Source organism: uncultured Maribacter sp. (genome assembly GCF_947500405.1).
In the GTDB taxonomy this organism is placed as follows: Bacteria; Bacteroidota; Bacteroidia; order Flavobacteriales; family Flavobacteriaceae; genus Maribacter_B.
Genome location: NZ_CANMRY010000001.1, coordinates 341,056 through 355,314, shown reverse-complemented (window position 1 = coordinate 355,314; position 14,259 = coordinate 341,056). Strand labels below are relative to the sequence as shown.

General features: G+C 34.2%; 6 protein-coding genes. 5 read left to right on the top strand and 1 reads right to left on the bottom strand.

The features are described 5' to 3' along the window. The first annotated feature begins 31 nt into the window (after positions 1-31). On the top strand, positions 32-3,022 hold the full coding sequence (locus Q0945_RS01665; protein ID WP_299430118.1) for a sugar-binding domain-containing protein: 2,991 nt from the start codon (positions 32-34) through the stop codon (positions 3,020-3,022). Positions 3,023-3,303: 281 nt separating this feature from the next. Here Q0945_RS01665 and Q0945_RS01660 read toward each other — a convergent pair whose 3' ends face one another. Continuing rightward, complete coding sequence (locus tag Q0945_RS01660) at positions 3,304-4,941, bottom strand: hypothetical protein (protein ID WP_299430116.1); 1,638 nt, start codon at positions 4,939-4,941, stop codon at positions 3,304-3,306. 211 nt (positions 4,942-5,152) lie between these two features. Between Q0945_RS01660 and Q0945_RS01655 the strand changes: the two genes are divergently transcribed. The 4 genes from Q0945_RS01655 to Q0945_RS01640 are packed head-to-tail and all read left to right on the top strand — an operon-like array spanning position 5,153 to position 14,242. Further along, positions 5,153-8,182: a sugar-binding domain-containing protein gene (locus tag Q0945_RS01655; protein ID WP_299430114.1), complete on the top strand. Its 3,030-nt coding sequence runs from the start codon at positions 5,153-5,155 to the stop codon at positions 8,180-8,182. A 17-nt stretch (positions 8,183-8,199) separates the two neighbouring features. Beyond that, positions 8,200-9,312 carry an alginate lyase family protein gene (locus tag Q0945_RS01650; RefSeq protein ID WP_299430112.1) on the top strand — a complete coding sequence of 371 codons (1,113 nt, stop codon included), beginning with the start codon at positions 8,200-8,202 and terminating at the stop codon, positions 9,310-9,312. 15 nt (positions 9,313-9,327) lie between these two features. Next, entirely contained in the window at positions 9,328-12,834 is a 3,507-nt protein-coding gene (locus Q0945_RS01645) for a glycosyl hydrolase (protein ID WP_299430110.1), read from the top strand. Next, positions 12,827-14,242: a BNR-4 repeat-containing protein gene (locus tag Q0945_RS01640; RefSeq protein WP_299430108.1), complete on the top strand. Its 1,416-nt coding sequence runs from the start codon at positions 12,827-12,829 to the stop codon at positions 14,240-14,242. Before Q0945_RS01645 ends, Q0945_RS01640 begins: the two co-directional genes overlap by 8 nt. The last annotated feature ends 17 nt before the right edge of the window (positions 14,243-14,259 follow it).

Here is a 14,259-nt window from a genome sequence, read left to right as displayed (position 1 = left end):
TTGTTAAAGCTAACTTAGTATAAAATAAATAATGAAAAACATACATCTAATAAAGTTTAGAACCACGCTTTATTTAACAATTTTAACAGGCTTAATTTTAACATCTTGCGTAAACAGTAACCAAGAAGACCAAGCCATTACAGAAAGCAATAGAACCAAATACAATTTTAATATAGATTGGAAATTTATTCAAGAAAATCCAGATAACGCTCAAGAATTGGGGTTCAATGATGCTTCCTGGAAAACGATTAGTTGCCCACATACCTTTAATGATGTAGATACTTTTGATGATTTAAGTCACGGACATCATGATGGAGAAGATAATCAATGGAGAGGTACAGTTTGGTATCGTAAACACTTTAAACTCCCAGCTTCAGATTCTGATAAAAAAGTATTTATCGAGTTCGAATCCGTGCGTCAAATTGCAGATGTTTATGTTAATGGTATTCATTTAGGGCAAAACCAAACAGGGTTTATTCCGTTTGGTTATGATTTAACACCACACCTTAAATTTGGTAATGAAGACAATGTTATAGCCGTAAAAGTCAATAATGACCGCGGAGACCATTTTAGAGATAATTTTCCTCTAGTTTGGAATCACGAACATTGGCATCCTACTCACGGTGGTATTTATAGAAATGTTTTTCTTCATACTATGGATCCGGTGCATATTACATTACCGCTTTATGATAATTTAGAAACTGTGGGGACTTATGTTTATGCTGAAAATATAAGTAAAGAAAAAGCAGATGTTACTGTTACGGCTGAAGTTCAAAATGAATATAAGGCTGCTAAAAACATTATATTTATATCTCAAATAGTAGATAATGATGGTAAAGTTGTAGAAACAGCAACAACTGAAAAAAGTATACCAGCCGGAGAAAAGTTTACTTTTTCAACAACTTCAAGTATTAAAAATCCTAATTTATGGTACACGCGCCATCCTTATATGTATAAAGTTATAACTGCTTTAAAAGAAGGAGACGTTATTTTAGACAGCTATGAAACACCATTAGGGATTAGAAGTTTCGATTTCAATAAAGACACAGGGTTTCATAATAATGGAGAATACGCAAAACTTCATGGTTGGGGGCAAAAGCCAACAAACTCATGGGCAGGATTAGGTGCTGCATTACCAGATTGGTTACGCGACCATACGTATCGATTGATGGATGAAGCAGGAGGGAATTTTATAAGATGGGGACATTGTGCAGGATCGCCAGCAGAAATTGCAATGGGTGATAAATATGGTTTTGTAACATTAATGCCAGGTGTGAGTGGTGAATCTGAAGATGAAGGTGAAACCTGGGATATTCGTATAAAAGCGTTTAAAGATATGATTGTGTATTACCGTAATCACCCATCTATATTTATTTGGGAAGGCGGTAATTGGGCAGAAACTGAAGCGCATTATAAAGAAATTCTTGAGGTTATTAAAACGTGTGATCCTAATGGAAAACGTTTAATGGGGAATAGAAGGGCTGATGTTAAAAATGATTCTGAAGGCTACGTTTCTATTGAGATAGGAACCGAAGGTTGGGAGCGCGAATATGCAGATTTACCATTAATTGAGAGTGAGTATAACCGTGAGGAAGCACCCCGTCGTATTTGGGACAAACAGTCTCCAGACGATAATTTTTACAGTCATCCAAATATTGATAGAAATACGTATAAGTTAAATTCTGAAGAATTTGCAGTAAAACAAGCCTACCATTGGTGGGATAAAATGGGTAGAAAAGTCTATCATGTTGGTGGTGCAAACTGGGTGTTTACAGACGGTCCGCATGGAGGGCGTTGTCCTACCGAAGTAACCAGAGCTAGTGGAGAAGTAGATGGAGTACGCCTTCCAAAAGAAGCTTTTTATGCTTTAAAAGCCATGTGGAGACCAGAGCCTCAAGTCCATATCGTAGGGCATTGGAATTATGAGGCAGGCACTAAAAAAGACATTTTTGTGATTTCAAATACTGCTGCTGTAAAATTATACGTAAACGGAAAACTTTTAGGCGAAAATAAAACCCCTAAAAATGGTTATGTATATCAGTTTAAAAATGTGACTTATGAAGCAGGAGATATAAAAGCGGAAGGCATAATTGAAGATGAAGTTCGTGTAACACAAACTAAAATTACCACAGGGAAACCAGTAGCATTAAAATTAACACCAATTAAGGGGCCAAAAGGTTGGCAAGCTGATGGGTCTGATGTGGTATTAATAGATGTTGAGGTTGTTGATGCTGAAGGTAGAAGATGCCCGTTAGCAAAAGGACGTGTAGATTTTACAATGTCTGGCAATGGAATTTGGCGTGGTGGCTATAATAGCGGAAAAGCAAATAGTACAAACAATTTGTATTTAGATATTGAAGCTGGTATAAACCGTGTTGCTGTTCGGTCGCTTTTAGAAGCAGGAACTGTGAAAATTACTGCAATTCAAGAGGGATTAGAAGCTGCTAGTATTGAACTAACATCCTTGCCTGTGAAAACAGAAAATGGCTTAACAACTGAAATGCCACAATTTTATGAAGATGTATTAACAGAAGAACCAATGCCTGTATATACACCAGACATACCAGAATATGTTCCTGGTGTTACTAATAAGAGTAAATTGTTTAAAAAATTCAGTTATACAGGTGATGCTAGAGCCATGTTAAGAACAAACATGCATTGGGGTAAAAAAGCGTATACAGATTTAGAATATAACTATACCGTACTTCCTAGATATTTGAATGAGTCAGAATATGTAAGAACCCCTAATTCAGATAATAGGTATTGGGCAAGAGATCAATTACAATTTATAACAGGTGTAAAGATGCATATTTATGTTTTACATGATGATACCGTGCCACGACCTGAGTTTTTACTGAAAGATTATAAAGATAACGGGGATAATGTAAAAGTAGGTGATGTGGTTATGTCTGTTTTTCATAGAGTAGCAGAAGAAGGAGAAAGTATTATCATGGCTGGAAATAGTGATGGTGATGCTCCAAAAAATTGTAGAATGTATACGGTAATTGCTAAGAAATATTAAATAAAAATCAATTTTAAATTAAGACTTTATACTGTTGTGTATTAATAGTGTTATAGCGCAACGTTCCGAAACAAATTTTAATGATAATTGGAACTTTGTTTTAGAAGATAATGCTACTTTTTCTAAAGAAAATATAGATACTTCTTCATGAAAAACCTTTGTTTAGAAATGATTTGCCCAAAATTAATTAGAGTTTTTTTTTGAAAGAAAAACTTATAAAACTAATAAAACCCCATTTTACAATTTGTAAATGGGGTTTTAAAATTTAAACTATCAGCTAATTATTCCGGTATTAACTCAATAAGTTTAACACTATGGGGTTCTAATTTAACTTCCAAAGTAAGCTTGTCATCTATCTTTTTAACAATTTTGTCTTCAATAGTTTTAGGTAATTTAGATATGTTTTCATATTTGGCTAAATTAGAATTTAGTACATCTCTCCAAGCATCTTCAAAACGGTCTGATGGTCTATTTCCATAAATACGCCCATTAGTTTTTTCTCCCACACCAGCAGCTCTTATATCTTTATAAAGCTCATGCATCATAATACCATGATCTTTATCTACAGTCCATTCATTCATTTTCCACCCTGTATTCCCAGTTATTTCTCCTCCTTCTAATATAGGGAAAAAGGTTCGTGTAGCGGTACTGTTTCTTGAGGTGTTGTGGTTATAAACTAGCATATAAATATTTCCATTTTTAGTTACAGGAATAATTCCAGCGTTTACATTAGAGTTAAGGTTGTCTTCGGCTTGCAATCTATTACCACCTTCCATCATTTGAAACATTTCAGTTACATTTCTTCTACCTTGCGGTAGATTACTAGACTCGATTTCTTGACCCCAATCATATATTTCAGTTATTCTATATTCGAAAGCCAAGTCAGCTACTCTAGCATACCAACTAGCACCTAATTCTGTAGCGTCAGTTAAACTAACACCTCTAACCGCATTTTCATCGCGCAGCATTCCAAATTCTTGTATATCAAGAGGTATGTTGCTAAACTGAGTATAACTGTTCAACTTATTTCTGTAAGGTTCAATTTTTTCGGGTAGTGAAACCGTATTTTGGTCTATTTTCTCGTAATACGAAATACTGAAGAAATCCATTTTAGTACCAATAGCACCAGTTGCATAATTAGTTCCTGTTGCACAATGATCTATGAGTTGAGTTGTATAAGTAGCTGCACCTTCAGTAAGCATATTTCCAGGGCCAATAATGGCATCAGGTATTACCTTTAAAACTTCATCAACAGTAATATCATAATGCCTAAAATAATCCTGCATAGTACCATTCCAATGGCTTGGTGTAAAATTAGGTTCCGTACTCACTCTAAAACGCCAAGTTTTCACCTCGTTCATCCCAAACTCGTTAACCAGTGTGGTTAAAAAAGCATTCACATATTGCCTCCAATGGTCATAATTGTCTGGTGGACTTGTGTTTCCATAAGTGTTAACCACTTTGTTAGCTACCATTTCCCAAGGTACTTTACTTAGTACAATTCTAGGTTTAAACCCCGTACTTCTAAAGTTTCTCATAGTAGATATGAGTTCGCTAAAATCTGTAATAATATTACCAGAGGCATCTACACCTTTATAAAAGTCATTTAAATTATCGGTTCTTCCACCCATAGTTCTCACCAAATTGTAACTTTTCACATAATCTTTAATGGGGTTTAAAGACGTTCTAAAACCAGCAGCATTAAACCGCGATTGATTTATCATAGGTCGTGTAGACCAAAAATTGTAAAACTCTCCAACAACACTTCCAGTATTTATGGATACAACTTTATCAGGGTCAACATTAATAACTTCGGGTGTTTGTGGATCTGGATTTGGTTCTTCAATAATCTCTTCTTCTAGTTCTTTTTTAATCCCATCTTCTTTTGAGCAGGTATATAAAATTGTACTGATAGACATCAGTAAAACAAAGAAAAATAGTGTGTTCTTTTTTAAGTAATTCATAACATTGTTTGTTTTGTAACAAATTTAAAGGTTAAAGCTAAATAAACTTTCCTGTACTATCTTATTACATATATGACGTAATAAATAACAAAACATGACACTACAGGATTATAAATAAATTTAAAAAAATTAAGTTTGTATAATGATGACAAACCAATTTAGACTAATGAAAAATACTTTTTTCACTTTATTTTTAATCTTCTGTATACAGGTGTCTAGTGCACAAAGAATTGAAACAAACTTCAATAATAACTGGAATTTTATTTTAGAAGATAATGCATCTTTTTCTCAAGAAAATGTAGACACAACTTCTTGGCAAAACTTAAATGTTCCACACGATTGGTCTTTTGAAAAAGGGGTGAGAAAAGGAGGAGACCAAGGTCAAGGAGGTGGGTACCATGATGGTGGAATTGGGTGGTATAGAAAACAATTCAACATAGAAAAAGAAAGTCTTTCAAACATAACATACATCAATTTTGATGGTGTATATATGAATAGTGAAGTTTGGGTAAATGGAAATTATTTAGGGAAAAGACCTTACGGATATATTAGTTTTAGATATGATATTTCAAAATATTTAAAAGAAGGAAAGAACACTATTGCAGTAAGGGTAGATAATTCATTAGAACCCTCTGCACGTTGGTATCACCCTTGTGGAATTTATGCTGCGGTAAAGCTAATTGAAGTAAACTCTGTTCATTTTAAACCTAATACTATATTTATAACTACACCGTCAATTGAAAAGGAAAAAGCTATTGTAAATATTGATGCAGAAGTTACATCAACCCAAAAAGGATTACAATATGAAGTAAAAATATACGCTCCAAACGGAAAGCTTCTCAATAAGAGCTGTGAAAAGCTAAAATTAAATAATCCAAATGTTCAATTAGAAGTTGAAAATCCAGAATTGTGGAGTCCAGAAACACCAAAATTATATAAAGCTGTTACGCAAATTCTATATGGTAAAAAAGTAATAGATCAAATAGAATCTACTTTTGGTTTTAAAACAGTAGAGTGGAAAATTGAAACAGGGTTTTGGTTGAATGGCGAAAACGTAAAACTAAAAGGTGTTTGCGAACATTGGGAGGGCGGTCCTGTTGGTGGAGCCTGGACAAAACCATTGCTACGCTGGAAATTACAGAGTCTAAAAGATATGGGCATCAATGCTATTCGTCCGTCCCATAACCCAACACCACCAATGTTTTACGATATTTGTGATGAAATTGGCTTGCTGGTAATGGATGAGATTTTTGATGGGTGGCATAAAAAAGCACCTGAAGATTATGGCAAGCAAGCTTTTGATGAATGGTGGCAACACGATGTTACAGAGTGGATTACTCGAGATAGAAACCACCCAAGTATTTTTGTTTGGAGTTTAGGAAATGAAACACACAGCCCTATTGGCTCTGAGTTGATCAAATTCGGAAAAAGTTTAGACCCAACACGTTTATTTACTTCAGGGGCTGGTAATCCAGAAGATATGGATATTGAAGGTGTGAACGGTGGTTCTGAAACCAAATCGTTTATTGAAGGTAAAAAACTTGACAAACCATTCATTTCTACAGAAGCGCCTCATACATGGCAAACACGAGGGTATTACAGAACTCAAACTTGGTGGAGAGATAATGAATTACCTGGGACTTATGAGTTGCCAAATCTAACGGAAAAAGAAATCTTTTTCTATGAAGGGATAGATCCAAAAAATTGGAGAAACAGAAAACAAAGTTTTAATTCATCTTATGACAATGCTACTGTAAGAGTTTCAGCTAGAAAGTATTGGGAAGTAATGCGAGACCGTCCATGGCATAGTGGTCATTTTAGATGGACTGGTTTTGATTATTATGGAGAAGCTGGTTTGGTTCATGGCGGGCTACCTTTTAACTTATTTATGGGAGGCACTTTAGATGTAGCAGGTTTTAAAAAGGATTTATTTTATTTCTACCAAAGCCAATGGACAAAAGAACCAATGGTACACATTTTGCCACATTGGACACATCCAAGAATGAAAAAAGGAACGGTTATTCCAGTTTGGGTCTATTCCAATGCGGATGAAGTAGAGTTGTTTTTAAACGGAAAATCCTTAGGGAAAGACAAGCCAGGAACAGTTTGGAACGAAATGCAATGCGAGTGGATGGTTCCTTTTGAAGAAGGAACGTTAGAAGCCTTTGCTTATATTGATGGTAAAGAAGTAAAAAGAACTTCTTTTTCTACGAGTAAACAACCATCAAAATTGAAAACAAGTATAGAAAAATTGAATGCTGAAGACAGTTTTACCACAAGTTACATTATCACATCAGAAAGTTTAGATGAAAAAAACAATTTGTATCCTTATGGAGAAAATAAAGTCTATTATAATATTCAAGGCGATGTAAAAAAGATTTCTATGGAAAACGGAAATCCTATAGATTCTACGAGTAGAACAAAATCAAACTTTAGAGCTTTATTTTTTGGAAAAACAAGATTATTTTTAAGAAAACAACCCAATGCGAAAAACGCATCTATAATTACAGGAGCTATTTTGGGCGATAAAGCTTTGTATACTTCAAACAAAATAACAATAGAAGCTAAACAGTTTGCTGTTTTAGGAAAATTAAAAGCATCTGATTTAGAAATTTTATATACCATAAATGGAGAAAATCCAGAAACTAATGGAAAAGTATACAAAGATGCTTTCAAAATTAAAGATAATACAACTGTAAAATCCATTGTAAAACAAGATGGAAAAATTGTATTAAAAATGGAAGAAACTTTTGGAAAAAACCAAGGTTTATTTTGGGGAGATGAGCATTCTAAAGATATGTGGATTGGTAGAGGTGTAAATATTTCGGCAGAAGAGGGTATTCTTGAAGGTGATGCAACAGTAAGTAAGGAGGCACATCGTTATAAAGGAAGTGGTTTTGTTCGATTTGATGGTAAAGAAGGTGCAATCACATTCTATCAAGAAAACGATGGGGAAGAAGGCGATTACAGTATGCGTTTTAGATATATGCATAATAATGAAGGAGAATTGCATACTATGAAATTGTATTTGAATGATGAATTTGTAAGAACTTTGGAGTTTAAACCAACTGGAGGATGGGAAAAGGAATGGAAATTTGTGCCTGCTATATTAAGGCTTAAAGCTGGAGCAAATAATATTAGAATAGAAACCACAGGAGAAAGTGGTCCTTACATTGACGAGTTGTTTATTGATTAGTTTTTGAAGTATTTTTTATGAGTAATACATCTGCATTTTACATCAATACATTAGTTATATTTTTAATAAGTATATGCAGTTGTACTAATGCTCAAAACGATAATCAGCTCTTGAAAAAAGCAGATTCTTTATTAACTATAAAATCATTTTCGGTAATAAATAAAACTGGAATTCCTCCTAGTAAAAGTAAACACGATTATATGAGTATTGGCCCTTATTGGTGGCCAGACCCTGCGGCTGATAATGGATTGCCTTACGTTAGAAAAGATGGAGAAATAAATCCAGAAACTCGAAATGATTTTACGGATTATGTGGAGAAAAAGAACTTTATTTCAGCTGTAAAAGTGTTGGCTAAAGCCTATAATTTATGTAAGGAAAAAAAGTATGCCTTTAAAGGTTTAGAACTTATTAATGCTTGGTTTTTAGACGACGAGACAAAAATGAATCCCAATGTGAATTATGGGCAATACGTTCCTGGAAGATCTGAGGGGAGGTGTTTTGGAATTATTGAATTTGCAGGGCTTAAAGACATTACAAATTTTTTAGAATTAGCAAAAGAAAGAAGAGTTCTAGACAAAAATACCGAAATAGGTATGTTAAATTGGTTTACAGAATATGTAAATTGGTTGCAAAATAGTAAGTTAGGTAAAGAAGCCATAGTAAGAGAAAACAATCATGGCACACATTACGATTTACAGTTGCTTAATATTTTATTGTATTTAAATAAAAAGGATGCTGTTAAAAAACACCTTTTAACTATTACAAAAGCAAGAATTTTTAGTCAGATTGAACCTGATGGGAGCCAGCCTCATGAATTGAAGAGAACCAAATCTTTTTCATATTCAACAATGAATTTAAACGCATTTTTAGAATTGGTAAAATTAGGCCGTAAAGTAAACATAAATCTTTGGGAGTTTACCTCTGAAGATGGTAGAAGTGTAAAAGCTGCCTATAAATATTTAACGACGTATCTAACCGATGAAAAAAAATGGGAATATCAACAAATTAAGAGTAAAAAGCACTCCGAAGAAAAGCTAATTAGAGATTTAAAATACATTAGTGAAAATTTAAAGGATACTTCTTTTGATAAAGTATTACAGCAGGTAAATCAGGAAAACAACAAGCATTAATAATTCAAGAAAAAAATGAAAAAAACTATAATATCACTAATCTTAGTAGTTTCGATTTTAGTATCCTGCCAAAGCCCAAAAGTGTCTAATAGTTCAGAAAACGAAGTTAGTCTTGAATCAGGATTCCAAAACCCACCAAATGAAGCCAAAGCCAGAACGTGGTGGCATTGGATTAGCGGTAACGTATCTAAATCGGGTATAACTAAAGATTTAGAAGCGATGAAAGCTGTTGGCATTCAAGAAGCACAATTGTTTAATGTGCATTTAGGATTTCCACAAGGGCCAGTTAAATATTTTAGTGAAGAATGGCTAGACTTATTTAAGTTTTCTGCGGAAGAAGCACAACGTTTGGGCTTAGAAATGGCATTTCATAATAGCGCAGGTTGGTCTTCTAGTGGAGGACCTTGGGTAACCGAAGAAAATGCGATGCAAACTGTAGTTTTTAGTGAACTTACTATTAAAGGGGGAAAAACAATCAAACAAGCTTTACCAAAACCTAAAACCAAATTTGATTACTATAAAGACATCGCAGTTTTGGCCTTTCCAAGACCTAATCAAACTATAAAAATTGATGGTTTAGACTATAAAATGCTTTCCGAACGTATTCGAAATCATTTGTTACCAGACACAAAAACGATTTCAAAAGAAGCAGTTATCCAAAAAGAAACCATTATCAATATAACTTCAAAACTATCTGAAGATGGCGTTTTAAATTGGGAAGTACCTAAAGGCGATTGGGTTATTTTACGATTAGGACATACACCAATTGGTACCACCAACAGACCAGCCCCGCCAGAAGCCAAAGGTTTAGAGGTGGATAAAATGAATAAAAAAGCAGTAGATGCTTATTGGGAAGCTGGTGTACAACCGATTATTGATAAATTAGGAACTTTAGTAGGAACAACTGTAAATAATTGCATAATTGATAGTTATGAAGTAGAAACCACCAACTGGACTACAGGTTTCGATAGGCAATTTGAAAGTTTAAGAGGTTATGATTTAACAGCATATTTGCCAACTTTAGCAGGCTATTATGTAGAAAGTGGGGAAATATCAGAACGTTTTCTTTGGGATTTTAGAAGAACCATTGGAGACTTAATTGCAGAGAATTACTATGCTCATTTTGGAGATTTATGTAATAAAAACGGGATGCAATTTTCTGTAGAACCGTATTGGGGACCTTTTGATAATATGCAAGTAGGGGCAACCGGAGATATTGTAATGTGCGAATTTTGGAGTGGAGGTTATCCGTTTTTCGATTCGCCAAAATTTGTGTCATCCATAGCACATTTAAATGGTAGTGCCATAGTTGGGGCAGAGTCTTTTACCGGAATTGGAGGTTGGGATAAACACCCGGCAAACATAAAATCAATTGGTGATCGCGCTTGGGCGGAAGGCATTACACGATTCATTTTTCATACCTATGTGCATCAGCCTTGGGATGTAGCCCCAGGTTTGGCGTTAAGTTATCACGGTTTTGATTTTAACCGTTTAAACACTTGGTGGAAACAAAGTAAGTCTTATATGGACTACTTGGCACGTTCTCAGTATTTATTGCAACAAGGTAAAAATGTTGCTGATGTTTTAGTGTTTACAGGAGAATCATCGCCAAATACAGGCTTCATTAAACCAGAAATTAAAGCAATGGGTTTTGATTATGATTTGATTGGTGCCAATAAATTAAAAGACGTAACCGTTAAAAACGGAACGATTTATTCGGCTGTTGGTAACGCTTATAAACTTTTGGTATTACCAGAATCAAACTTTATAAAGCCAGAAACTTTAGAAAAAATAAAAGAGTTGGTAGATGGTGGTGCAAAGGTAATTGGAAAACAACCGAAGCAATCGCCAAGTTTAACCAATTATCCAAACTGTGATGAAGAAGTTAAAACTTATGTTGATGAATTATGGATAAAAGAATTAGTCAAGGAGGTATCTATAAAAGAAGCATTAAGTAATAAAATCTCCGATTTCAAAATTGAAAGTAGTGATAATTCAGATTTGAGTTTCATCCATAGAAAAACAGCTGATGCAGATATCTATTTTATTGCGAATGCTAGAAAAGAAGCTAGAGAAATTATAGCACGTTTTCGAGTTTCAGGAAAGCAACCAGAACTCTGGGATTCAGAAAAAGGCTCGATAAAAGATGTGGTAGTTTTTAAAGAAAATAAAGATGGAACAACAACAGTGCCTTTATCCTTAGGCATGGAAGAATCTGTATTTATTATCTTTAAAAAGCCTGCGAATGCAAACCATATACTAGAAGTTTCAACAGAACTAAAACCTTCTAAGGCAGAACCACTTTCTAATTTAGAAATTGTAAAAGCAGAATACGGTACATTTTTGCAAGAGGGTTTAATTGATATTACTGCTAAAGTTGCTAATGCGGTTAAAGGTAACAAGCTCGATTTTAAAATGTCAAGAGCTTTTTGCGATTGTGATCCTGCCATGGGCTACAAAAAGGAGTTTCGAATGGAATACCAAATTGGCGATACTAAAAAACAGATTTATGCGGAAGAACGTGAACATATCGAAATAGATGCAGGTCATCAAAAATTAAAAGTACTAAAAGCGGTTTTTGGAAAGTTTAAAGGGGAAACAACAGGTATTCCTGAGAATTACAAAACGTTTGATGTTACCAATAAAATAAAAAATTCAGTAAGTTCAGGAAATTATAACATTCCAGTTACCGATAAATTAATCGACAATAAAACACCTGAAGGTGATAAAACCGTTTTAAAAATCACTTATAAAACTGATGGAGAAGAACGCACTATGTTTATTCCTAAAGGGCAACTTTTAAAATTGTCTAAAGACATTTCAAAAACAGCATTAGAATTTAAAGATGATGCAATAAACTGGACAACACCTTATGCAGGAAAAATAATTTACAAGATTGCATCAGGAGAAATAAAAGAGATAGAAGTAAAATCTATATCAAAACCAATAGAGTTGTCAGGTGCTTGGGAAGTTTCTTTTCCGATAAACTCTGAAGCTTCAAAAAAAGAAACGTTTCCTAATTTGATATTTTGGACAGATGCTAAAGATGAAGTTATTCAACATTTTTCAGGAACAGCTTCTTACAAGAAAGATTTTATCTTGTCTGAAGAACACCTTCAATCGAATAAAAGCTTGACTTTAGATTTAGGGAGTGTATCTGTTATTGCTGAGGTTATCATCAATGGGAAAAATGCAGGGGTATTTTGGAAAGCACCTTTCAGAGTAAATATTAATGATTTTATAAAGAAAGGAAAGAACACCTTAGAAGTTAAAGTGACTAATTTATGGTCCAATCGATTGATTGGAGATGAAAAACTATCGTTAGACTATCCAAGACAAGGCAAACGCGCGAAACCACTTCCAGATTGGTTATTAAACGAAACTGAGCGTCCATCAAAAAGAACAACATTTGCTAGTTGGAATCATTATAATAAAAATGATGATTTATTAACCTCTGGATTGTTAGGCCCTGTAAAACTTATATTTTTTGAAACTGTAAAGCTAGAAAGTACTAATGACTAAATATTTTTATATAAATCTTTTTATTTGTTTTTGTTTGTTGGGTTGTGTAACGAAACCCAAAGACAAACAAGCAATAACGGGAGGTAATAAAATGGTAGATTACTTCGCGGATAATGGTTATGGCAATGCGGTGGCCATTGTACAACATCCATCAGGTGTATATCATAAAGGCATTACTTATGTTGCTTATCAAGGTGCTTTTGAAGACCCTTACGTGGCTTCTTATAATCATACCACTAAAGAATGGAAAGGCCCATTTAAAGCAGGTGTCAGCGAAATGGGGAAAGACCCTAATCGAAAGAAAAAAATAGACAATCATGGTAAACCAGCATTGCTTATTGACGATGCGGGATATATTCATATTGCTTTTGGAGGGCATGGCGGGACACCCGAAGATGGTAAAAACCTTTTAGGGAATCATCATTATGGAAAAAATTTACATGCGGTTTCTAAAAAACCTTTAGATATTTCTGAGTGGGAAACATTAGATAATATTTCATTATTTGGAACCTATAGTCAGTTTATAAAAATGGCTAATGGCGATATCTATTTGTTTTATCGCCACGGTGCGCATAGAAGCGATTGGGTGTATCAAAAATCAACAGATAACGGTAAAACTTTTGAAGAGCCAGTTTCCTTTTTAAAACATAAAAGAAGAACAGATATCGAAGCCGAAGATTCATGGTATCCTTGGGTAAGTAGGGGTAATGGAGACGATATTATCGTAGCGTTCGACTATCATATTTGTAGAGATAGAAATAATGCGCAAGACGCACGTGGGCATATTCCAGAACGACACAACTTATATTATATGGTCTTTGATACAAAAACGGATGTTTGGAAAAATGTTAAAAATGAACCTTTAACAATGCCTTTGACTAAAGAAATGGCAGATAAAAAAACCTTGGTAAGAGCAATAGTTGAAGATTGGACGTTTCAAGGTATAACTGATGTAGACCCAAATGGTAATCCACATGTGGGGGTTTTGGTTGGTCCAGATGTAGGCGAAAAAAGAAGCGGTCCGAAACGCATACAATTTTTTAGATGGAATGGACAAGAGTGGCTAAAAAGCGAGAATTTTAACCTACCTAAAGGAGATGTAGATATTGAAGCGAAATCTACCACAGAAGTTAGCTTATATTTAGAAAGTAAATCCCAAGAAGATGTTAGAGAAATTAGTAGATGGGACAGCTTTGATGGCGGTGAATCATTTAAGAAAGGTCCTGTTTTTTTAAGTCGAAAAAATTCTGGGTTTGTGATATCAGCTCTAATTGATAATCCACATCCTGATGCTAGAATGATTGTAGGAGCAAAAGAAAAGGGAACAGATTTTAAGAAAATGTATTTGTTAGGGGATAATGGCCCAATACAGCGCTCTAAAAACAAAGCCCAAATACTAAAAAAATAACGAATAATAAATCAAAC